Source organism: Winogradskyella haliclonae (assembly GCF_014635865.1).
Classification (GTDB): Bacteria; Bacteroidota; Bacteroidia; order Flavobacteriales; family Flavobacteriaceae; genus Winogradskyella; species Winogradskyella haliclonae.
Genome location: NZ_BMDQ01000001.1, coordinates 1,289,646 through 1,312,580, shown reverse-complemented (window position 1 = coordinate 1,312,580; position 22,935 = coordinate 1,289,646). Strand labels below are relative to the sequence as shown.

31 protein-coding genes and 1 tRNA gene are annotated in these 22,935 nt (G+C 32.6%); 19 read left to right on the top strand and 13 right to left on the bottom strand.

Annotated features, from left to right (window positions below; all coding sequences use genetic code 11):
• Positions 1-56: 56 nt before the first annotated feature.
• The 18 genes from IEV10_RS05960 to IEV10_RS05875 all read left to right on the top strand — a co-directional run bounded on the left by IEV10_RS05960 (position 57) and on the right by IEV10_RS05875 (position 10,675).
• The gene (locus tag IEV10_RS05960; protein WP_188373770.1) at positions 57-449 is read left to right on the top strand and encodes a hypothetical protein; all 393 of its coding nucleotides are present in this window, start codon (positions 57-59) and stop codon (positions 447-449) included.
• A 167-nt stretch (positions 450-616) separates the two neighbouring features.
• Complete coding sequence (locus tag IEV10_RS05955; RefSeq protein WP_188373769.1) at positions 617-1,057, top strand: hypothetical protein; 441 nt, start codon at positions 617-619, stop codon at positions 1,055-1,057.
• 151 nt (positions 1,058-1,208) lie between these two features.
• Positions 1,209-1,658: a DUF7832 domain-containing protein gene (locus IEV10_RS05950; RefSeq protein ID WP_188373768.1), complete on the top strand. Its 450-nt coding sequence runs from the start codon at positions 1,209-1,211 to the stop codon at positions 1,656-1,658.
• 31 nt (positions 1,659-1,689) lie between these two features.
• Positions 1,690-2,127 (top strand): hypothetical protein, encoded by a 438-nt coding sequence (locus IEV10_RS05945; protein ID WP_188373767.1) that lies wholly within the window; start codon positions 1,690-1,692, stop codon positions 2,125-2,127.
• A 164-nt stretch (positions 2,128-2,291) separates the two neighbouring features.
• On the top strand, positions 2,292-2,522 hold the full coding sequence (locus IEV10_RS05940; RefSeq protein WP_188373766.1) for a hypothetical protein: 231 nt from the start codon (positions 2,292-2,294) through the stop codon (positions 2,520-2,522).
• A complete protein-coding gene (locus IEV10_RS05935) occupies positions 2,515-3,003 on the top strand; it encodes a hypothetical protein (protein ID WP_188373765.1) in 489 nt (162 codons plus the stop codon). Before IEV10_RS05940 ends, IEV10_RS05935 begins: the two co-directional genes overlap by 8 nt.
• Before the next feature lie 273 nt (positions 3,004-3,276).
• Complete coding sequence (locus IEV10_RS05930; RefSeq protein ID WP_188373764.1) at positions 3,277-3,957, top strand: Abi family protein; 681 nt, start codon at positions 3,277-3,279, stop codon at positions 3,955-3,957.
• Positions 3,958-4,117: 160 nt separating this feature from the next.
• Positions 4,118-4,711, top strand: coding sequence for an acyl carrier protein (locus IEV10_RS14450; protein WP_188373763.1), 594 nt, complete (start codon positions 4,118-4,120; stop codon positions 4,709-4,711).
• A 163-nt stretch (positions 4,712-4,874) separates the two neighbouring features.
• Positions 4,875-5,528: a hypothetical protein gene (locus tag IEV10_RS05920; RefSeq protein ID WP_188373762.1), complete on the top strand. Its 654-nt coding sequence runs from the start codon at positions 4,875-4,877 to the stop codon at positions 5,526-5,528.
• 128 nt (positions 5,529-5,656) lie between these two features.
• Complete coding sequence (locus IEV10_RS14340) at positions 5,657-6,070, top strand: hypothetical protein (protein WP_229719603.1); 414 nt, start codon at positions 5,657-5,659, stop codon at positions 6,068-6,070.
• A gap of 15 nt (positions 6,071-6,085) precedes the next feature.
• The gene (locus IEV10_RS05910; protein WP_188373761.1) at positions 6,086-6,574 is read left to right on the top strand and encodes a hypothetical protein; all 489 of its coding nucleotides are present in this window, start codon (positions 6,086-6,088) and stop codon (positions 6,572-6,574) included.
• 96 nt (positions 6,575-6,670) lie between these two features.
• Positions 6,671-7,243, top strand: coding sequence for an RDD family protein (locus tag IEV10_RS05905; RefSeq protein ID WP_188373760.1), 573 nt, complete (start codon positions 6,671-6,673; stop codon positions 7,241-7,243).
• A 190-nt stretch (positions 7,244-7,433) separates the two neighbouring features.
• Entirely contained in the window at positions 7,434-8,114 is a 681-nt protein-coding gene (locus IEV10_RS05900) for a PH domain-containing protein (protein ID WP_188373759.1), read from the top strand.
• Positions 8,115-8,254: 140 nt separating this feature from the next.
• Positions 8,255-8,827 (top strand): hypothetical protein, encoded by a 573-nt coding sequence (locus IEV10_RS05895; RefSeq protein WP_188373758.1) that lies wholly within the window; start codon positions 8,255-8,257, stop codon positions 8,825-8,827.
• A gap of 132 nt (positions 8,828-8,959) precedes the next feature.
• Positions 8,960-9,376, top strand: a complete 417-nt coding sequence (locus IEV10_RS05890) for a DUF4262 domain-containing protein (RefSeq protein WP_229719600.1) — start codon at positions 8,960-8,962, stop codon at positions 9,374-9,376.
• A 31-nt stretch (positions 9,377-9,407) separates the two neighbouring features.
• On the top strand, positions 9,408-9,704 hold the full coding sequence (locus IEV10_RS05885) for a CPCC family cysteine-rich protein (RefSeq protein WP_188373757.1): 297 nt from the start codon (positions 9,408-9,410) through the stop codon (positions 9,702-9,704).
• A 258-nt stretch (positions 9,705-9,962) separates the two neighbouring features.
• On the top strand, positions 9,963-10,406 hold the full coding sequence (locus tag IEV10_RS05880; protein WP_188373756.1) for a hypothetical protein: 444 nt from the start codon (positions 9,963-9,965) through the stop codon (positions 10,404-10,406).
• Between the two features lie 14 nt (positions 10,407-10,420).
• Entirely contained in the window at positions 10,421-10,675 is a 255-nt protein-coding gene (locus IEV10_RS05875) for a hypothetical protein (protein WP_188373755.1), read from the top strand.
• A 240-nt stretch (positions 10,676-10,915) separates the two neighbouring features.
• Here IEV10_RS05875 and IEV10_RS05870 read toward each other — a convergent pair whose 3' ends face one another.
• From IEV10_RS05870 to IEV10_RS05835, 8 genes are all read right to left on the bottom strand, one after another.
• Positions 10,916-11,362 carry a hypothetical protein gene (locus IEV10_RS05870; RefSeq protein WP_188373754.1) on the bottom strand — a complete coding sequence of 149 codons (447 nt, stop codon included), beginning with the start codon at positions 11,360-11,362 and terminating at the stop codon, positions 10,916-10,918.
• 40 nt (positions 11,363-11,402) lie between these two features.
• Positions 11,403-11,585: a hypothetical protein gene (locus IEV10_RS05865; RefSeq protein ID WP_188373753.1), complete on the bottom strand. Its 183-nt coding sequence runs from the start codon at positions 11,583-11,585 to the stop codon at positions 11,403-11,405.
• Positions 11,560-11,955, bottom strand: coding sequence for a hypothetical protein (locus IEV10_RS05860; RefSeq protein ID WP_188373752.1), 396 nt, complete (start codon positions 11,953-11,955; stop codon positions 11,560-11,562). Before IEV10_RS05860 ends, IEV10_RS05865 begins: the two co-directional genes overlap by 26 nt.
• Before the next feature lie 221 nt (positions 11,956-12,176).
• Positions 12,177-13,265 (bottom strand): tyrosine-type recombinase/integrase, encoded by a 1,089-nt coding sequence (locus tag IEV10_RS05855; RefSeq protein WP_188373751.1) that lies wholly within the window; start codon positions 13,263-13,265, stop codon positions 12,177-12,179.
• A gap of 55 nt (positions 13,266-13,320) precedes the next feature.
• Positions 13,321-13,393 (bottom strand) — tRNA-Met (locus IEV10_RS05850).
• Positions 13,394-13,498: 105 nt separating this feature from the next.
• A complete protein-coding gene (locus tag IEV10_RS05845; RefSeq protein ID WP_188373750.1) occupies positions 13,499-14,341 on the bottom strand; it encodes a leucine-rich repeat domain-containing protein in 843 nt (280 codons plus the stop codon).
• A 130-nt stretch (positions 14,342-14,471) separates the two neighbouring features.
• The gene (locus IEV10_RS05840) at positions 14,472-14,654 is read right to left on the bottom strand and encodes a CPXCG motif-containing cysteine-rich protein (RefSeq protein ID WP_188373749.1); all 183 of its coding nucleotides are present in this window, start codon (positions 14,652-14,654) and stop codon (positions 14,472-14,474) included.
• Between the two features lie 5 nt (positions 14,655-14,659).
• Complete coding sequence (locus IEV10_RS05835) at positions 14,660-16,570, bottom strand: ABC-F family ATP-binding cassette domain-containing protein (protein ID WP_188373748.1); 1,911 nt, start codon at positions 16,568-16,570, stop codon at positions 14,660-14,662.
• Positions 16,571-16,681: 111 nt separating this feature from the next.
• Here IEV10_RS05835 and IEV10_RS05830 point away from each other — a divergent pair, with 111 nt between their 5' ends.
• Entirely contained in the window at positions 16,682-17,065 is a 384-nt protein-coding gene (locus IEV10_RS05830; protein ID WP_188373747.1) for a DUF983 domain-containing protein, read from the top strand.
• A 9-nt stretch (positions 17,066-17,074) separates the two neighbouring features.
• Here the strand turns inward: IEV10_RS05830 and IEV10_RS05825 are convergent, their stop codons facing one another.
• From IEV10_RS05825 to porK, 5 genes are all read right to left on the bottom strand, one after another.
• Positions 17,075-18,121, bottom strand: coding sequence for an NAD(P)/FAD-dependent oxidoreductase (locus IEV10_RS05825; RefSeq protein WP_188373746.1), 1,047 nt, complete (start codon positions 18,119-18,121; stop codon positions 17,075-17,077).
• Positions 18,122-18,229: 108 nt separating this feature from the next.
• Positions 18,230-19,129, bottom strand: a complete 900-nt coding sequence (porN, locus tag IEV10_RS05820; protein ID WP_188373745.1) for a type IX secretion system ring subunit PorN/GldN — start codon at positions 19,127-19,129, stop codon at positions 18,230-18,232.
• 59 nt (positions 19,130-19,188) lie between these two features.
• Positions 19,189-20,763 carry a type IX secretion system motor protein PorM/GldM gene (gene porM, locus IEV10_RS05815; RefSeq protein ID WP_188373744.1) on the bottom strand — a complete coding sequence of 525 codons (1,575 nt, stop codon included), beginning with the start codon at positions 20,761-20,763 and terminating at the stop codon, positions 19,189-19,191.
• A gap of 45 nt (positions 20,764-20,808) precedes the next feature.
• Positions 20,809-21,438, bottom strand: a complete 630-nt coding sequence (porL, locus tag IEV10_RS05810; protein WP_188373743.1) for a type IX secretion system motor protein PorL/GldL — start codon at positions 21,436-21,438, stop codon at positions 20,809-20,811.
• A 73-nt stretch (positions 21,439-21,511) separates the two neighbouring features.
• On the bottom strand, positions 21,512-22,858 hold the full coding sequence (gene porK / locus IEV10_RS05805) for a T9SS ring complex lipoprotein PorK/GldK (protein ID WP_443098486.1): 1,347 nt from the start codon (positions 22,856-22,858) through the stop codon (positions 21,512-21,514).
• Positions 22,859-22,935 lie beyond the last annotated feature (77 nt).

Sequence of the window (22,935 nt, the reverse complement as noted above, 5' to 3'; positions counted from 1 at the left end):
ATCGCTAATTTGCACGCAACGAGCCATACACAAAACCGTTGTACACAAGCTATCAAATGAAACGTAAATTGACTTTAATACTTTTGACTTTGACTTTTACAAGTTGCTTTTTCAGCAATTATGAAAGTGAATTGATAAAGTCGCCAACTGGAAATTTTGAAATTAAAGCGACTGTAAATCGGACAGACAAAAATGCGGATAATTATGCTTATGTTTTTATTCACTTATTCGATAAAAAAAATAATAAGCTGACTGAATTGAATACTGGAACTGGAGATGCAAATAAATGGACAATTGGCTGGACTGAAATCGGAGATACAATCGTACTTCAAAGTAGCGATATCGGAAACAAAGCATGGATTTTGAATGACAATAAAACGAATCAAATAAAAATGACGGACGAATTAAATGCACGTGCCAAATTTTTATACTCAGAAAAATATAAATAAACGCAAGTGTACAACAACGGCTATAGTTCATTACGGCTGAAATTCCTAATCGGAATTTCAAGCCTTTTTGCTAAATTTATGGTTACGGCGGAATGATACTCGCGTACCATTCCGTAACGAAACCATAGCCAAAACCGTTGTAAAACATTTCAGTGATTTAAATACAAATGAAAAATAAGACTTACACTTATTTAATATTGATTTTCGGTTTTTTATTTAGCTGCGATAAAAATCAGAAATCATTAGATAACACAAATACTAAAAAAAATGAATGTGGTTTAGAAAATGGAAATTATAAAGTTATTTACACTCAACTCTATTCTGAATTACCAGAATCTGGATTTAAAATAATAAACGACACACTCATATGGAATTTCCCTGAAATAGATACTTTTCTGATTAAGAAAGGAATTAAAAACCGTTTCAGTTTTGAAAACACTAAAAAAGTTGACACTATTGGATTATCTGATTTTCAAAAGGCTATTGTTATAAGTGAAATGCGTTCGTTTTATGAAATTGTTGGCTGCAAAAAGGATACCCTTGATTTCATTAAAAAAATTGATTTATATATAACTTCTTCTATTGGGAAGTTTATAAAAATTGATTAAACGTTTTACAACAACGTGTATAGTTCATTGCTTGGAAATTCCTATCGGAATTTCTGTCGCTTCTGAACAATGGGTTCGCTCCTATTTGCTATCTTAGTACAAACGCAACAAACCATACACGAACACGTTGTACAACATTTAAAAAAACCTAATGGCAAGTATTGACAGAGCAGATTGGCATTATGGAAATGATTTCCCTGAAAATCTTCCTGAAGAAAATGGTGGAACTCATATTGGAATGTATCTGAATTGGATAATTGACAATAATCTAATCAGTGAATTTCATTTAACCGAATCTAAAAACGCAATTGAAAAAGTAAAATCTGGAGAAATGACAGGTAGAGACTTTTTGTTTGACTTTTGTGACGGAAAATTTTGGAATCAAGAATTAAATGAAATCGGAATTGAATTTACCGAAAGTTATTACTCGACTGACAAATATTTTGGTGATTACTCAAAGGTTTTAGCAAGTAGTTTAGATAGTATTTATGAAGTTAAGAACAGTCGACAAAATTACGATATGATAAAAGAAATATTGGACAAAAGATTTGCAAAATGGAATTCTCGAAAAAAGAAAAAGTTTTGGGAGTTTTGGAAATAAACAAACGTTATACAACATTTGAAAAACCAGAATGAAATTATCTGAAAACAATAAAAAGACACTTTTAGTTTCAATCCATCAATCGATTGAAGAAAACGCAAGTCATACCGTTAATGACCTTGAACGTAAAAGAATAAATAGATTGATAAATTATCCATCCAATGGTGGATTAACGGAATCCGAAAAAACAGAATTGGAAAAATTGGAAATCAATCCGACTTTAAAAAGTGCATTAAGAAAAGTATTTGCGAGTAATACGGCTGATGTGTTTTTCTCATTTCTAAATATAGTAGATGGTACTACTGACCCAAATATAGAATTTGGAGAATGGGAAGAAGTTATGTTGGTTGACTTTGATGAGGAAAATGAAATGGATTCAATGCTTCACGATGACTTTTACGGAACTTATTGGGATTGGAAAGAGAAAAGACCAAATCCTGGTTGGAAATTGGACTTATTAGATGAATAAAAAACGTTGTACAACACCGTGTATAATTAATTGCTTGGTTCAAGTCTACTCTGAAAATTCCTTCGGAATTTTCTCTGGCTTGTGAATGTTTGCTAAATTAGTTGCTGAAACACGCAACTAACCATACACAAAACCGTTGTGCATAATATCCGAACCGAAATCAAGTGAAAGAAAATAAAGATAGAATTGTAATTGCAAGTGATGTTAATGAGCGTGACGGAATTGGAGTTGAAATCTATCGGAATGACGAATTGATTGCGGAAATTTTCAGAGACGATACAGATAAAACGAGAACAATACGAGTTTTTAAAGAAAACATTTCGCTTGAATTAATGGAGGAATGTATTGAAATATTCAAAAAAGAAATTCCTTGGGATTATATAAAATATGACTAACCACGAATTAACATTCAACAAAATAAAGGAACTTCTGAAAACTCACTTTTCGGAAAGAGTTTCTGAATTTGAAAGTGGAACTCATTTGACTTTGGATTCTGAAAACGAAAACGAATCATCAATTTGGATTGAACTCGATGAAGGCGGACAATTAACTGTTGGTTATGGAATTAGTCACTTACATTATGACCCAAAATTTGATGACTTGAATAAAGGATTTAACGAATTTTTAAGATTTTTGACCTGTAAGAAACGGAGAATTGATTTTTATAAAGGTAAATTAGCTTATCGAAATGAATATGAGTTTGAGGATGAAAGTGGGAATTGGAAAAATTATGGAACAACCTTAACTTGGGTATATCCATTTTGGAAAAAGACAGTAAAAAAAACGACTACTCAAGACGAATTTATAAGCTATGCGGAAATTGAATCTGAAATTGAGGAAATAAAAAATACTATGCACAACAATGGCTATAAGTAATTGCTTGTTCTCGCCTACTTTGGAAATTCCTGCGGAATTTCCAACTTGGTGTGTACTTGTAAGGTTAAGTGCTAACCCACGCAACTACTCATAGCCGAACCGTTGGGCATAATTTAAACGGAACGCATAAAAATGAAAAAACCTCTCGTAAAATTGAGAGGTTTTGTATATCTTTCACTTAATTACGTTTCTATAAAGAAAGAGGCTTGATTAAGCATTACAATACAAAATAAGTGAATTATTTTGTAATAGACAAATAAAAGTAAAAGAATATTGGAATATCAAAAATTAGAATACTACTTATCACAACCAAGATTGGACCGATTTTTAATCGCTACTGGAAACTCAAAATCAAAAGCACAAAAGTTATACAGAATAAATTTGAGAGTTGCTCAATCGTTTTATCCTGTTTTAAATCTTTTCGAAATATTTTTTAGAAACATTGTCAACTACCAAGTTTCATCTCATTTTGCAAATCCAAATTGGATAATAGCGGAAAAGAATAGATTTATGAACCATCCTTCACTAACTGGCTCAAGGTTCTTTTTAAAAAATTCAGTAAATAAAGCCGAAAGAACTATTAGACGGAAAGGCGGAATTGTAACCTCTGGAAAAGTTATTGCGGAACAATCTTTTGGTTTTTGGACAAGTTTGTTTGACACTCATCACTACAGGCTAATCGGAGGTGTTGTAATTCATTGCTTTCCTAACAAGCCAACTCACGTGAACAGAAATATTTTAAACCAAAAACTAAATAACATTAGAGAATTTAGAAATCGAGTTTATCATAACGAACCTATTTGCTTTAATGGAAACGCAATTAATTTTACAGAAGCAATTAATATTAAAAATGAAATTTATGAATTATTGGAATGGATAGACGCTGACTTGACCGATTATGTGGACTATTTCAATGGAATTGACACTAAAATAAATATGATTAATAACCTATAAAAAACTATGCCCAACAATGGCTATAAGTAATTGCTTGTTCTCGCCTACTTCTGAAAATCCTCGCGGATTTTCAGCTTGGTATGTACTTGCAAAGTTAAGTACTTACCCACGCAACTACTCATAGCCAGGACCGTTGTAAAACATTTAAACCAAACCGACAATGGGATTAGATTCAGTAGAATTAGTGATATCAATTGAGGACAAATTTGGAATACGAATTGATGATTCTGAAGCGGAAAAAATTTATACAGTTCAGGATTTCGCAGATATTGTTTTCAGCAGAATTGCAAAAAATCCGACAGATAAATGTTTGAGTCAAATAGTATTTTATAAAATCAGAAAAGCGTTAAAAAATTTGACTTTAACCGAAAGGGTAATAAGACCTGATATGAAAATATCGGAGTTATTTTCACAATCGGAATTGAAAGAAAAGTGGAGTCAATTAAGAACGGAAGTTGGACTTGAATTACCTGATTTAGTAGCGTTGGATTTTAATCCAGAATTAGGTTCTCACGTCAAGATTTTGGGAATAAAAACTATCAAACGTACAACACCTGTTTCAAAAGGAACATTAAGACAATTGGTCGATTGGACAATATCTTTAAACAGAGACAAACTAATAAACATTGAAAAAATATCAAGCAAATATGAAGTTGAGCGAATTATTTGCGGAATAACAGAAGATAGAATTGGTGTGCCAATTAGCGAAATCGAATTACATCATTCTTTCACAAACGATTTAGGAATTGACTAAAAAACGTTTTACAACAATGTATAACCGCAATTACGGCGGATTCGACCGCTGGCGAATCCACTCGGAATTGCTAAAGTCTGTGCTTAACCGAAAAATAGTAATCTAAAAACCGTAACTGACGGTTATACGAGACCGTTGTAAGTAATTTTAAAACACTTCACATTTGAAAAATATTTATTGGATTTTAATACTGATTTCTTTTCAATCATTCGCTCAAAACGGACAATGGTTTGATTTTGAATTAGACAAAAACGTTCGATTTAAATTGCCAGCTGAAAATGCTAATCTTTTCGATTCTGAACAGGACGGAATTAAAATGTACGAACTATCAGCTGAAAAAAATGACATAGTTTACAGCGGAAATAAAATGATGATTGATGAACAAAGTCTACCGAATTCTAAAAAGGAATTAATTAGTCTTTACGAAGAAGCTGTTCCCAACATTTCAAAAAGCTATCCGAATACAACTGTTTCGAAAAAAGAAATTAATAAGAATGGGCTTATCGGACAAAAATTGACCTTGGCTGACAGCAGTGGAAATCGACTTTATGAATCGGAAGTTTATTTAATGAACAATCAATTGTTCTTGTTTAATTGTATTTCAAAAAATGATACGGGAATTACAGACTCTGACTATTTTTTTAATCATATTTCATTACCAAAAATCTCTGAAATAAAACAAATAACTGGAAAATCTGAATTTTGGAAATTGATTTCCGTTTTTAAAACTGAATTGCTGATTTTATTGGGAATTGTCGGATTGATAGTTGGAATAACTCTAATAAGAAAAAAAAACAACTTACAACAACGGCTATAGTTCATTACGGCTGAAATTCCTAATCGGAATTTCAAGCCTTTTTGCTAAATTTATGGTTACGGCGGAATGATACTCGCGTACCATTCCGTAACGAAACCATAGCCAAAACCGTTGTAGCACATTAAAGAATGACTGAAGAGCATAGAATAATCTTAAATGCAATTGAAGAAGCACTGAATCGAGACCCTGAACTGCGATTTGGTCAAGCTCTATTCAATCTGAGCATTAACCAATTTGTAAATCCTGACAACCCAGCTGAAGCCGATTACAGAATGAGAGACATTCATGGCGATAAGGATTCAGATATAATTGCCCGAATTGGAATACAGCAAGAATGGCGAGAACTTCAGCAAAAAATTATGAGTGCTCTTGAAAAACCAGAATTAAATGAGTTAGGTGGAATGACAGTGAACGAGCGGCTATACGCTACTGGACTAATGGATGATTTTGATAAGTACAACAAATCAAATAAGCGTTTTGCTCAATTTATTCTTGAAAGGCTGAAAGTAGATAGAGACTCAATTGACAAAATATTAAAATAATAACTCGTTAATAGAATGAAAATTGAACAGATAAAAGAAGATTTTGACATTGACGTTGGCGCTCCTATGCCGACCATTTTATCAAATGAACATCATATTTATCTGATTTTCTATGTGAGCAATGTTGACCCTAATTGGGATGGTTCTACAGTTCATATGCGGACAGAAAATGATGAAGGAATTGTAACCGTCAAGTTTGACCGATTTGCTCAATTCAAATTTGGAAATCCAAATGACGAATCAATTAACGGACATCCATTGTATGAACTCGGACTTCAACCTTACTCAATTCAAAAAGTATCTGAATCTAAATGGATAAAAGACTTGATAAAGATGAATTCTGTCCATCCATATCATAAAGACGAACAATTTTCAAAATATGAACATTTCATCTTCTTCTTTCACGATACCTGCTTTGAAATTGTGGCTGAAGGCTATTCAATTGCAAAAAGTTCGGAGACGACTATGAAGGGTGAAATTGAGCGAATTGGAAAACTATTATAAATAAAAAACGTGCTACAACAATGGCTATAAAGCATAGGCCTAACCAACCAAACCGTTCCTACGCTTCATAGCCGGAACGTTGGCAAACATTTGAGAATGACGAAAAACACAGAAAATAATAGCGGACTTTTGTCTATCGGAATGTTTGAAAATATAGCAAACCGAAGCCCTCGATTTCATAGAATTTCTGCTATGTTATTAGACCATTTTTTAATGTGCGTTTTGATAATTCCGATTGCAATTCTGTTCGGAATAATTCTAGAAAAATCTGGATTTCGATTAAATGATGGAATGATATCCTATGTTTGGGTTTTGATAATCTTTATCTATTACAACAAAGATTTTTTTAATGCCAAAAGTCCTGCTAAACGAATAATGGGTTATCAAGTCGTTGACCGAAAAACGGAAAAACCTGCAACTGAATTACAATGTTTCGTGCGAAATTTTACAATTTGCATTGCTTGGCCAATAGAAGTAATAGTTGGATTTTTCAATCCAGAAAGAAGAATCGGAGATTATTTAGCAAATACCAAAGTTGTTTCATCCGAAAAAGAGAAATTAAAAACAATTTGGTCTGACTTAAAAGGAACAAAACTGAAAATGAATTATATTGGAATTATAATATTCGGAATTGTCTATTTTTACGGATTGAGTTATATAATTCCTTGAATAAAATAAAAAAACGATTTACCAACACCGTATATAAAAAATTGCTGGTGTTGTGCTAAAACTAAGGTCGTTGCTCATTTGCTACGTCTGATTTTCCTTTGGAAAATCCTCGCACGCAAATACGCAACTTTCCATATACAAACACGTTACCCAACATTTGAAAAAAACTTTCGAACATAACAATAAACTATTGAAAATTCTTTTAAGAGAGAATGTCTATTTTGTTGTTGGAACTATAATAATAACACCAATTTATTATTATCTAAGAAAAGGAGAGCCATTTGTTTTGAACTTTTTGTTTGTTAAAATAATGTCCGTAATTTTCTTAATATACAATCTACCGAATTTCATTATTTACCTTGATTATTATAAACAAAATAGAGATACTAAAATTGAAATTGATAGTGAATTAGGTAGCATTGGAATTGTAAAAAACGGAATATCAAAACAATATAAAATATCAGAAATAAAATCTTCGATTTATCATTTAGGAATTTATTATAAAAATCGGATTGACAATGCAAGACGTTGGAAAATGATAAACTCTGACCTTGCATATTGGGATTTGGAATTTAAAAATGGAGATAGATATTATATATCAAATCTGCTTGTGGACTTTTTACACGAGAAACCATTTGTGGACAACACAAAGTATAGGTTTAGAATGTTTCAGTACATTAACAAATCTGATTCTAAAGAAGTTGTAGAATTAAAACAAGTTCAAGAAAAAAATCGGACTGAAAAATTCGTTGAGAAATTTCAATCCAAATCCGAAAGTGAACTGAATGAAATTTTGAATAACAAATCGAAGTATCAGAAAGAAGCTGTAAAAGCAGTTGAAATAATAATGGAAAATAAAAACGTTGGGTAACAATGTGTATAATTCATTGCTAGTTATAGCCTACTTACGAAAGTCCTCGCGGACTTTCTATCAGTGATTTATTTGCTAGCTTTAGTGCTTAAACACGCAACGAAATCATACATTAGACCGTTGTAACCAATTAGAACAGAATGCTTGGAATTCCATCATATAAACCAAAATTTCACAATAGCGGAAAAAGTTTCAAAAATGAGTTTGAAAAAACTCTGACTGAACTAATCGGAAAAAAAATTGAGCGTTATTGGTTAATGTGGGACTTAAATGAAGATGAATGGTTAGCTGATGGACCTGTAGTCCTTGAAATTGACGGACAAAGATTTGAATTTACCGCTTATCAATTGGACGATTTTAGTATGACTGTAAACTCGTTTGAGCTATCCGAGAAACTGGATTGGTATGGAAGCGGAGATGAAATGCCATTGACCTGGAAAGAAAATCCGAAAATTGAATTAAGTAAAAATCTAAATAAGGTAATTACTGATATCAATATTTTGACATATGATTTTTATCAAAAGAACAAAGAATCGGAATTTATTCTTGTCGGAATAGAATTCGTTTTGAAAAAGGAATCTGAATCTGATGAGGAAAATTTCTTTTCAATTTACAATGGACTTGACCAAAATGAACTTAAGAACACGGAATTACGAATAGAAAATCAAATAAAACGAATAAAAATAACTGGTTACAACAATGGCTATAAGTAATTGCTTGTTCTAGCCTACTTCTGAAAATCCTTGCGGATTTTTAGATTGGTGTGTACTTGCAAAGTTAACTGCTAAACCACGTAACTACTCATAGCCGAGACCGTTGTATGCAATTTGAGAAAAACCGAACGAATGAGTGACGAAAAAAGGGAAAAGTATTTTAAGATGGTTTATGACAACATTGAAAAATATGGATTTCATAATACCTACGTAATGGAAGAAATAGGATTTACGCCTTTTGGATACTCTACTGGAATTTATAAAAACTTTGGAATTCCTGAACTTTTCATTTCTGGACTTCCGAACGGACTAACAAACACATTGATTACTAATTACGTGGAAAGGTTTAAATTCAAAGAAATACCACTGAATAAAAAAATTGATGATTTAATTGACCGTTTTTCCATTTATTTCATAGAAATAGAAAATCATAAGCTGACTGAATACACATTGAGTTCGTTTAAATTTTATCAGAATTCGGAATTCAAATATTTACAGTTAATTTTTCCTGACTTGAATGGTTTTTTTTCCAAACGAAGAGGAATATGACTATGGCCAAAAAATATTAGGAGAGTAAAAAATGAAATGGAAATGGTATAAACCAAAAAGTCTAAAACCCAAACATCAGTGTCCTTGTTGTGATTATATAAGTCTACCTGAAAGAGGGAATTATCTAATTTGTCCAATATGTTTTTGGGAAGACGATGGAATTGATATAGATGAACCTAATATTCATTCCGGACCAAATCGTATGACACTAAGAGAAGGAAGACAAAACTTTATAAAATTTGGAGCTTGTGATGAAAAAATGCTTAAGAATGTAATTCTTGAAAAGAATAGAAAAAATTTTGAATTAATAAAGAGAGAGCTAAAATAAAACTGCATACAACACGGTGTATAAAACATAGCTAATAAGTGCTTAACCAAAAGGTTTGTGTATATTTAGAAAGTCCGCCAAATTTTTAATTTGGCTTTTAAAATTGATAAATTAAAAACAAAATATAAAAATTCGGCTCTGTGTTAATCCGAAAAGTTAGTGTCTTTTTTCACGCTACGTTTCATACACAAGTCCGTTAGGCACAATTAGAAAACAGCATTGATAACGACAAGTCACAAATCGAAACCAATTAGCGGATTGACTCATTCAGTCGGAGCAAAACAAATCTCGGAATCGTTGAGCGGAATCGGAATTTATAATGACTTATCCATAGCTTTTGATAAGGAAAAAGGACACCGAATGGGACTTTTTGTTCCAGGCTGGAATGGACGATATATGAAAGGAGAATCGAGAGACCTTTTAGGCTTTTGGAGAGTAATTTCTGCAACCTACTCAAAACCGTTAGAAAAATGGACTGTAAACTTAAAAGCTGTGGAAATTAAAAATAATAAGCAGATAAAGAAATTTCTAATCGAAATAGGGCTTCCACTCTTGCGGAATTGGCTCGAATCTGAAAGACCAGAAACTTGGTACAGCGGACATCGCCATTTACAGATTGGACTGAATGAAAATCTGACTGAATATTGCACTTGGGAAACACACAACGACAGAACTATTAATAAGAAGACGGAATTGATTTGAACCTTGAAAATTAAATGAAACTTCTTGACCAACATAATATTAATGCTTTAAGCAAAATCATATATCAGACCAATATTATGCCTTCTGGCAAAAGTGATTCTTTTAAAAAATTAAGTGAAAAGCTAATTCTTGACTTACAAAATGGTTACGAATTGGAAAAAATAAAAAGAGTAATCTCGAGTGAATTAATAGCGACTTATGGTCTTTCTGTGAATGAAAATGACGTGGAAGAAATATCAGAATTAGTTTGCTCGTGGTATGACAAATAAATAACTGTGCCTAACAATGGCTATAATTCATTGCGGTTGAATTCCTAATCGGAATTCAACGCTTTTTTGCTATCTTTCGGCTACTGCGGAAAGAATCCTGCGGATTTTTCCGCAACGAAATCATAGCCGAGACCGTTAGGCACAACCTTAAAACGAACTTTGTAACACCTATATCGCAAATCTTTTTAACATGTTGAAAATCATATAAATAAAATTTATGCGAAAACTTAAAAATATGAACTAAGAAGTAACGATGTAAACTAGCATCCCCTCTTGTAAATCAAAGAATGGATATCTCCCCTTATCATCTTGAGGTAAATTTTTAATGTAATGATAACGTATATCTAGTCTTTCTAATAAATCATTTATATCTGCTTTTGTTGCTGGCTTTTTATTATCAGGAGTAAGTATAGATTTTATAGCATCAGCAGCTACGTTTCCTAATGCAGCATTTGCAATACCAGGAAAAGACATCTTATTTACTTTACCTTCTTGTTTTGGAATATTTGATATGGTATTATCATAAACTGGCATAGTCAATGAATTTTTATTGCTGCTTTTATTGCTGTTGTTTTCTTGCCATGCTTTAGAGCGACAAGTATTACTGCAATATTTTTGCACTTTTCGTCTTTTTGGCACAAACTCTTCATAGCAATAATTGCATATATAATGATACTTATCTTTCATTTTACGTAAATTAAACGTTTAATTTACGTAAAAATATTAATTACAATTCAACATTGAATACTGTTTGCAATAAATAGCCATCAGCAACAACATCTGTCAACAACACTTTCTTCTCAGTAGTTTTATTGTTGTTGATTTTAAGATTAGATATTTTGTCTTGATATACATTTATCTTAGAAGCTAGTTCAATCTCTCTTTCATTTCTGTTTTTTAGAATAGCCATTAACATGATGTTTTACATTGCTTGATAACCATTCACTAGACCAAAGCCAAGCTTTGACTTCTTTGAAATAGTTATTTATCAAAAAATCAAAAGGCTTTTCATCAAGCTTTGATTGAAATTCTAGTAACTGAAAAATGTTTGACTTTAGTAGTTTATGCTTTTCCATGATTGCACAATCATCAATTCCCTCTTTATACTTTGAAGTCTTATTATCTTTATTTAAAAAGAAGAGTTGTTTTATAAGTCCAATGTCTTCGAGTTGTTGTTTAATATCCTCAGACTTATCTTCTACTAAATCATCTGGCAAGAAGAAAAGGATAGGCAACCTAATACTGTCAATCAATGCTTGCATGTCTTTATTTAAACTCATAGTAACTCTGAATAATCTTGTGGTAATTCCGCATCAATATCTCTTAGATATTTTTCTAAAGCAGACATGGTAGCATGACCTGTAATTTGCATAAGCTTACTTTTAGTTGCGTAAGGCGAACTCTCTTTAGCTAAAGCTCTATATAGCTTAGTTATAAAGGTATGTCTAAAGCTATATAGCCCATAGTTATCATTAAATCCAAATTCGTCCTTAATGACCTTTTAAAAACGGCTGGTGAAATACCCTCTTCTATTAACCTCCGTAGCGTCCCATTGTTTTCCAAATCCGTTTGGTGTAAATAGTAGTGCATTTGCGTCTAGCTTTGATAAGTCTGGAAGTTCTGATAGTAATATCTCAGGAATAATCTTGGTCTTAAATGCTTTGTTCTTTGCTTGAAACTGAACTATATTTTGTTCTAGGTTTAGGTCTTTGACTTTAAGCCTACACACTTCTATTGGGCGTAAAAGATTATAAGAAATAAACTTAATGAACAACAACAATACTTTATCATTGCTTTCAAGATATTTAAATATCATTTCTTGCTCTTTGACTGTGTAGGTTTTGTTCTTTTGAGGTTTAGCTTGTAATAGCTTTATGCGTTTAATGAAGTTAGCAGAAATAAGTTCATTATCTTCTAAACTCTGAAATATGCTTCTTAGACAGGTGCGGTAATTATTTCTATTTCTTGCTGATGTGCTTTGCAAAACTGAATTTAAAAAAGCAATAACATGTTTTTTTTCTAACTGATTAATGGTTTTAACATCGGGGTAATTTGTATTTAAGTATTCAATCAGTTTATTACATCTGCTCTTATAGTCTGAAAGTGTAGACGCCCCGACCAAATTCTTTTTAATACTCAATGCAAAATCAAAAGCTTCTGGAATCGTTTTTTCTTTTTCAAGTTGTTCTTTTGCCTTATCAATAGATACTGAATTAGATGTTATCCCTTCAACAACAACATTACTTTTCGTTGTTTTTGCTTGCTGATTAGCCTTTCTTTTTTCGTAAAGTTCTTGATTATTAGCATAAGGGTTAAAACCTTCATGAAGTAATTTAGAAAGACGTTTTTTATAGATATTTAATATATGATAACGCTCTGCTTTTGTTTTATAGCGATTTGTCTTTCCATAGATATTTTTACACCGTTCTTTTTTTCCTGTCTTTGGATTTACGTAAGAGAAATACAAGTACCACCGCTTAGTCAAATCACCATTACCGTCATAAATTTTTGGTTCAGAATAAAGCTTTTTGTGTTCCAAATCGTGTTCATTTTGTAAATCTAAAGTAAGAAAATCATAAATAGAATGCATAAAAAAACGGTTTAGCATGAACTAAACCGTTGTCGTTTCTACAAAAATTACTTAGTAGCGGGAACAGGACTCGAACCTGTGACCTTCGGGTTATGAGCCCGACGAGCTACCTACTGCTCTATCCCGCGATATTGGATGTCAAAGATAATACTTTTTTTAGATTATAAAAGAACTATCAAAAAATAACCTTCAATTTTTATTGAAGGTTATTTCTATTTTTATAAAGCTAAATTTTAGTTGTCGTCAACTTCTTCATCAAGAGTTACTAACTCTCCTTTTGTATTATCTACATCAATTTCAAATGTTATAATATTTGGCATTCTTAATTGTAGGTTAGCATAATTACCAGTAAAATTGTTATTACCAAGTAATAAGGTATTTAGATTTCCTAATCTAGCTATACTAGATGGTAATTGACCATAAAAACTATTATTGGATAGAATTAGCTCTTCTAAATTAGATAAAGCTCCTATGTTGCTAGGAACAGTTCCAAATAATTTATTATCAAAAACACTAAGGATTTTAAGATTGTTTAAATTTGAAATCTCAGAAGGCAGTTTACCCGTAAACAAGTTACTGCTTAAACCTAAGTTTTCAATTTTATTTAATTTCCCAATAGCACTTGGTATCTCACCCGTAAAACTATTGTTATATAGTTCTAAAACTTTTAAGTTTTCCATTTTACCTATGTCTTCAGATAATTCTCCTTCAAAATTATTAGAGAATAATTTTAAAGTCTCTAATTGATGTAGTGCAAAAATCTCGGAAGGTAATTCCCCTACCAAACTATTAAATGATAAATCTAAAATTCTTAGAGTACCTAGCGCATTTATACTAGCTGGTAAGGTACCGTTAAGGTTATTGAATGCTAATTTTAATTCTGTAATTTGTTCATTTTCTATTGTGATACCATACCAGGTAGAAACTGGTTTTGATAAATCCCAAGAGTTTTTCCAATTATCACCATTAGTAAAATTATACAAATCTACAAGGGCATCTTTCTGGTTTTCAGAGATATCTGCATGAGAGAATGCAGTTATTAGTAAGCATACTATTAGTGAGTAAAACGTTTTCATATTTGAGCGATTTGGGCGAGGGAACCGTTTTAACTACATCAAATATAAATTTTTATTCGATATTACCGATAAAACAAAGTGTTTTTTCGATGAAATGCATCATTTAAGAAAATAGCTTGTATAAAAAAGATTATTGTTCTATGCTAGATGGGCTAATTTCTTGTACCGAAGTGCCATCAGATATGACGTGCATTTGAATAGGATTACAACACACTTCGCAATCTTCAATATAAGTCTGCTGGGTTTGGGACATATCTATAAGCATAGAAATTTGCTCCCAGCAATACGGACATTGAAAAAAATGTTCTTCCATATTATCTAACTCAAATTATCTATTGCTTCTTGTACCTCTTCCCAATCTTCCATAAGCTGTTCTAGCCTTTGCTTTTTGTTTTGGTAAGCATCAAAAAAATCAGGGTTAGCAGCAGTCTCATCATAATTAGTGGCTAAAGCCATATCATCTTCTTTAACAGATTTCTCTAAGTCATTAATTTTAGATTCAATATTGCTGAGCTTATTATTTAAAGATTTTAGTTTTTTCTGCTCCTCATAGCTCTGCTTGTTGTCAGTTGATTTTACCGCTTTAGCTACTACTGTTCGTTTTTCTGCTTCCCTTAAATTTTCGAGATTACGCTGATCTAAATAATAATCTATGTCTCCGAGGTATTCTTTTACCTTTTGGTCTTTAAACTCATAAATCGTTTCTGCTAATCCTTGCAAAAAGTCTCTATCGTGTGACACCAAAATTAGTGTACCTTCAAACTTTTTTAATGCATCTTTAAGTACATTTTTTGATTTAATGTCTAAGTGATTGGTTGGCTCATCCATGATAAGCACATTTAAAGGTTGCAACAAAAGCTTTGCAAGTGCCAATCTATTTCGTTCTCCTCCAGATAAAACTCTAACATATTTGTCTACCTCTTCGCCTCTAAATAAAAAAGAACCCAAAATATCTCTAACCTTACTCCGATTGGTTTCATTAGCAGCATCAATCATGGTATCTAAAACTGTCTTGCTACCATTAAGATATTCAGCTTGATTTTGAGCAAAATATCCAATCTGCACATTGTGTCCTATGGTTAAATCGCCTTGATGTTCAATCTCGCCTACTATAATTTTCGCTAGTGTAGATTTTCCTTGGCCATTCTGTCCTACAAATGCTGTTTTTGTATCTCTAGGAATAGCCATACTCACATTATGTAATACTTGCAAATCGCCGTAATGTTTTGAAACATCTTCAATCTCAACAACAACCTTTCCTGGTGTTACAGAAATAGGAAAGTTCAGAGTCATAACTGCGTTATCCTCTTCATCAACCTCAATACGATCCATACGCTCTAGCTTTTTAATGAGCGATTGTGCCATCGTTGCTTTTGATGCTTTAGCTCGAAACTTCTCTATCAGTTTTTCGGTTTGCTGAATTTGCTTTTCTTGGTTTTTTTGTGTGGCTAATTGCTGCGCTTTTATCTCTTTTCGCAATGCCAAAAACTTAGTATATGGTTTGTTATAATCGTAAATACGTCCCAAGGAAATTTCGATAGTACGATTGGTTACGTTATCTAAAAACATTTTATCATGCGATACAATAACAACAGCACCTGGATAATTTTTCAAAAAACTTTCTAACCAAATAATAGATTCTATATCCAAATGGTTAGTTGGCTCATCGAGTAATAACAAGTCATTATTTTGAAGTAGTAGCTTTGCCAACTCAATACGCATACGCCAACCTCCAGAAAATGTGTCTGTAAGTTTATTGAAATCCTCTCGCTTAAAACCAAGACCTTGTAGTATTTTTTCGGTTTCGCCTTGATAATTATAACCGCCTAAAATTTCGTACTGATGCTGAATTTCATTTAAATCTATCATTAACTGATTATAAGACTCACTTTCGTAATCCGTACGTTCAGCCAATTGGGTATTTATATCTTCGAGCTGTTTCTCTAGAGTTTTAATTTCTTTAAACGCTTCGTAAGATTCCTCAAGTACTGTTTTTCCAAAATCAAAATCTATGTCTTGTTTTAAGAAACCAATCTTTAAATCTTTATCAGCCGCAATCTGCCCTTTATCTGCTTCTTGCTCTTTAGATAAGATTCTAAGCATGGTAGATTTACCAGCACCGTTTTTTCCGATAAGACCTATTCTGTCGCCATTGCCCAATTTAAAGGTAATATCCTCAAAAAGATATTCGCCTTGAAATGCTATGGAGAGGTTATGTATATTAAGCATAGATTTTTAGTATAATACAATTACAACAAACATTACAATTGCTACAATGCTACATCCATAAAAAACTATCTTTGCATTGTATTAAAAACGCAAAAGTAAAGGTTTTTAGCTATGATTAGAAAAGGAATGAAACTTTATAGTATTTTGTTTGGTGCATGTCCAAAATGCCACCAAGAATCTATGTATGTAGAAAAGAATCCCTACATAATTTCTGAAACCCTTAAAATACATGACAACTGTTCTCATTGTAATACAAGATACCGTATGGAGCCTTCGTTTTTTTATGGTTCTATGTATGTGAGTTATGGTGTTGGGATCGCTTTTGCAGTAGCTGCCTTTTTAATTAGTTATGTATTGTTAGAAACATCTCTGCTCACAGCCTTTATTGTTATAGTGCTAACTCTAATTGGTTTTATGCCCATAATCATGCGCGTATCTCGAAATATTTGGATTAATCTGTTTATGAGTTATGACAAATCTTTTGTAAAAAAGTAGCTAGACTAACTAGTTCTCAAAACGATTAATATCTATCTCGGCATCCAATTCTATATTTTTTTCAATAAAATTGAAAAGCTTTTGAGCTACATATGGACCAATCATAACACCTCGAGTACCTAAACCGTTTAATACATAAAGATTTTCATTGTTTGGATGTCTACCAACAAGTGGTCGCCTGTCTATAACTGTTGGTCTTATACCAGCACGATGGTCTATAACTTCAAAATCGCAGGTTATAAAGGTCTTTAATTTTGAAATTAATTCTTCTTTTGCGTTTTCTGTAGGTGTATTGGTTTTGTCCGTCCACTCGTAAGTGGCACCTACTTTATACAAATCCTCTCCTATAGAAATTATAAATACTGATGACTTTAATGCGTCATCTAGCTTTAAATCTGGTGCTTTAATGGTTAGGACTTCTCCTTTTGTTCCATTTAATGGTATATGGTTAAAATATGGATTTTGCTTCACACCAAAACCTTCGGCAAAAACGATATGCTTGGCGATAATACTTTTATACGATACATCACTATCACTAATATTCAATTTGCTGTAATGAAATCCTTCTTCTTGTATACTACCTTTTGACCTTAAATCTTTTTTATATACAGAAATAAGAAACTCTGTATCTACACGTCCAGCACGTAGCACTTCTCCTAGTCCAAAAGGCGCATCTATATATTTATTAGTATTCCGTTTTATATCTGTAGATAAAAACGGTTCTAATGAAGGTTTATCGGATGCAGTAAACCAAAGATTTTGTTCTTCTACAGAACTGAAACGTCTATAGATTGAATGCTTATAATCAACTTTTACATCCAGCTTTTTTTCAATTTTAGCATAAGAAGGCATGGCAATATCTAATTGCGTTTGTGCTTTCCAGACCTCAGAAAAACGTTTTAGAATGACTGGATTATACAAGCCCGCAGCTACTATTGAAGATTGCTGAGATGCATCGTCAAATACCATAAAGGTTTTGTTATTTGTCTTAAGAACTTCACAAAACGAAATACCTGCCAAACCGCAACCAACAACTATATAGTCTACCTTTTTCATTTGGGCAAAACTACAAAAAAGGTCTCGACTCATATCAACATGAAAGATTTATATGCAATAAAAAACGCCCACTTTTCAGTGAGCGTTTGTTTTATTAGAATAGCAGAATTAATAATTCCACATGTCTTGTTCAAAGTTTCTAATCTTATCCTTTATACGTTGCGACTCTAAGAGTTGCATTAAGGCATTATCCTTAACGTAATCTTTGACTTCGCGATCACCATAAACGTTTTCTTCTTTATACATATAGCCGTTATAACGCCTAGAATTTAAAATATGATCAAAGGATATAGGCATGGCACTATTTTTATTATTGAATGCTTTTGCCTCATGTAAAATACCTCTTGCCTCAGGATAAAATACCCAAAATAACGGAATAGGTTCTTTATTAGCTTCGTCATCAGAATCAATAAAGTTTACATCTGGTGCAGCAGGGCCAATACCTAAGAGACGGAATTTCATTTCGCCTTGACGCTTATCAAAATACCAAAGTCCTTTTACCAAGTACGCTTTAATATCATAAGCTTCGATATCACGTTGAATGATATATTCAGGGTCAACATAACCATCTGCATTGAATTGATCAAAACCGATATCTAAAGTATCAATCTTTTGCATAGATTGTTGTAATTCCTCAAATGTACGTTCTTGAGAAAAATAAGAATCTGCATATACCTTAGGAATGTCTCCAGATTTAACTGCTTTCCACAATACATGGAATAACGAGCGACGGTCTGGACCAATATTATTGGTATCTACTGGATAGTATAACGGAAAGTTAACACGCTCATCTAAAACCACTTTTTCCCAAGTCATTTTAGAGTACAAACGGTCTCTATCGTCTACATAACCATATTCTAAAGGCTCGTCGTTATCTAAAAGCAACTGCTCTTCAGTTTTTACACCAATTTCTTCAGGAATCTTTGCATTAAGAATATTTGCTTGTGCAAACATACCATTGATGGTAATGATTCCAAGACCGGTTAATAATAATTGCTTTAATTTCATTTTAAATCTGTTTTAAACGTTTGAGGCTATTTTTAAAACGTGTCTAGCTTCAATATATTTTAGTTAGCTAACTCAATAACAACTGGTGTTACAGTTTTAATACGTATTGGGTTGTTAGGTGCTTTAGCTTTAATATTTATAAACTGAACGATGTCACCTCTACGTGCTGAACGTAAGGCCGTTTTAGCAGCAGCGTTTAATCTGTTACCTGAACAGTTTACTGATGGTTTACCTGGTACTTTCATTGTAAATGAAACTACATTTAATGGTAAACTAAAATCAAAGTCATCTCCAAAATCTGCAGATAATTTACCAATCTCTACATTGTTTCTTGGCAATTTAGCATTACCAACTTGTCCGTTAAATGCACCTATTGGTTTTGGTAAATCTTTAATTCTAAATACCTTACTATCGCTAGCTGTAGAACCATCGTCAAGAGTACCAGTTACAGAAATTTTAACTTCTCTACCTGATTGTGGCTTCATGATGTACTTTCCTCCAGAACCTGATAATCCTGGTGCTGAAGCTCTCACCTTATTATCTGGTACACCTGCAAATGAAATAGTCATTGGGTTAGATACACCACGATAAACTACATTCATCTTATCAGCAGAAATTGTTGCTGAGTTTGGTCTAGGTACAACTACATAATTTGCATCAATAATAGGAATTTCCAATTCTTCACCATTTTCTAAGAATGTAAATTTACCTTCAATCTTATGCTCTCCCACATTACCTACGTTAAAATCTAAACGTGCAGCTCCTGTAGAATCTATTACTTTACTAACATCATATTTAGTACCGTTTACTTCAAGAGCAGTTGGAGGTACATTAGCATATTTACCTATAACAACTCTACCTTGAAATTTTTCACCAGCAAAGAAAGCTGATTTATCAGCTAAAACGATAGCTTTATACTTATCTAAAGAAGTAGCTTCAACAGCTGCATTTCCTAAAAACAAATTATTTAAATCTGCTTGAGTAACTTTTACATCGTTCTGCATAGCCGTAAGCTTAGTATATGATGCAATAGATGGGAAACCTTTAAAGTGGTAATCTAACCATTTCTTCTTTACACCTTCACTATCTCTTACTTCAGAAATATCGAACTTCTTATCAAAATTCTCAATAAATTTAGTATAGTATTGGTCAATACCTAAAATATCTTTAATTTCCTTTTTGTACTGCTCAATAGCTGCAATTACTTTATCACCTTCCTTAGTTAAACGATCGCCAGTAAACCACTTTTCATCAAGCTTATCACCTTTTTTCATTTTCTCAAAAGGCAATCTGCCTGTAGTAGCATCTGCTTCGTAACCACCCATTCTAAGAATATCAGCTTTCTGACTTTCTAAAAATCTGTAGAATTTATCTGAAGCCAAGCTTACTTGTTTTGCTCTATTAGAAGCAGCAGCAAATTCTTTTGGATTCTCTTTTCCTTTAGTCTCTAAATTAGCTAGTAATTTAGTATTCATGTCTGTAGTTACCTCATTGGCCTTCTCAAATTTTTCTTCCATCAACCCGAAAGCAGATAGAACCTCTGGAGCCACTGTCATTGCCATAATAGCAATAAACACGAGGTACATTAAGTTAATCATTTTCTGCCTTGCAGATACTTTTCCTGATCCTGCCATAATTAGTTTTTTTGGTTAATTAAATAGGTTATACTTAAAAACTAATTAGTTCTTGTTCATTGCAGACAGCATACCACCGTAAACTCCATTTAATGAAGATAAGTTAGATGCCAATGATTGCATTTGTTCTTTTAGCTTAGTCGCATTCTCAACAGCTTCTTCATTGATAGCTGCTTGACGATTTGCGCTTTCCATTTGTACTTTATATAAGCTGTTTAATGATTCCATTTGTGCAGCTGCTAAAGACATTTCTTCACTGTATTTCTTTTGAGCTTGTAAAGAATCTACCGTTGGGTTAAGATTTTTAGCTGCTCCTTCGAAGTTTTTAATGCTGTCACCAAGACTAGACATTAACTCTCCATCAATTTTTGCTTCTTTAAGAAGGTTATCTAATTTTTTAGATAAAATACCTTCAGCATCTTTAGGCTCTTCTTTAGCCTTTTTCTTAGATGCGCCACCTTCTAACTCAGGGTAAACTAATGACCAATCTAAATCGTCTTCTTGTTTCTCAAAGGCTGACCAAGCAAATACACCTGCTTCTACAATCATACCAATTGTTAGTAAAAGACCACCATAAGGCCAGTTTTGAATTTTGAATAGTGCACCAACAATTACTACTGCTGCTCCCATTCCGTATATGAAATTTGTTACCGTAAGTTTTCCTTTTTGTGCCATAATTTTAGTTTTTAGTAGTTGGGGGCTTAGGACACCCAACATGTAGGTTATTGTTTAAGTTTATAGTTTAGTTTTAATTGTTTTTTGCATTTAAAGTTTTATCAGTACCCATATAATCTTGTACTGTTCTAAAACCTATATAGCTTCTTGCAGAATCTGCATATTCGTAATCTCTTGAACTTACTTGCAAGTAATATGCAACATCTTTCCAAGAACCACCTCTTACAACTTTACGTTGATTATTTTTATCATTAACACTTGGGCTAATACTTGACATAAACTCATACGAAGATGTCGAGTAAGAACTGTTAACCCATTCTGACACATTACCTGCCATGTTATAAAGGTTAAAGTCATTTGGCTCATATGCATCAGCTTCAACTGTATATAATGCTTGATCAGCAGCATAATCACCTCTTAATGGTTTAAAATTTGCCATAAAACAACCTCTATCATTAAGTGTATAATTATTACCCCAAGGGAATGTAGCTCCTTGCAATCCTCCACGAGCAGCATATTCCCATTCTGCTTCATTTGGAAGTCTATAAATATTTACTGGTTGCTTTTTCTTGCTAGCTTGATACTTGTTATGGTAAATAGTTCTCCATCTACAAAATGCTTTTGCTTGATCCCAAGACACACCAACTACTGGATAGTCTCCATAAGCATCATGCCAAAAATAATCGTTATGCATTGGCTCATTGTAAGAATAAGCAAAATCACGAATCCAAACTGTTGTATCAGGATATATCATAATTTCTTTTTGCTCAACAACATCAGAACGCTTGAGAGTTCTGTCTTTTGCTGCAGCTTGGATATCCATTTCTGAATATTTAAAAATGAATTGAGATACATCCCATGAGCGTTGTCCATTATAAGACTCTTCTAATGGTAAATACATACCATCCATAACTTCTGCATATAATTCGTCTGGGTAATCTTCTGTATCTAAATATAAATCAACATCGTAATTTAATTCTCTTTGCTCATTACCATAAGTATTGATCATATACTTTTGATACGCATTAAGATTACTCGTATCTGCATCTTTATATGCAAATTCTCCAATATCATTATTGCCAGGTGTTTTACCTTCTAAGTCTGCCATTTCAGCAAGCTTTTCTCTAATGATTTGATCTCTAACATCTTCTACAAATTGTCTGTACTCACTATTTGTGATTTCAGTTTCATCCATATAAAATGCTGGAACAGTAGCTGTTTTTGTAGGAGTATCCTGCATACCTGCTAAATCATCATCTGATTTACCCATAATAAATGCGCCACCAGGAATTAACGTCATTCCATAAGGCTTTTCGGGGTGCCATTTTTTACCTTTTGCGCCGACAACTTGTCCGCGGTCTCCAGAGTTACAACTTACCATAAAAGCCAACACTGTGATTAGTAAAACAAGCTTATTAATTTTCATAAAAACTATAGGTTAAATTAGTATCCTTAAATTTTGAGATGGTAAACATATTTCAATTAATCGGAAAAAAC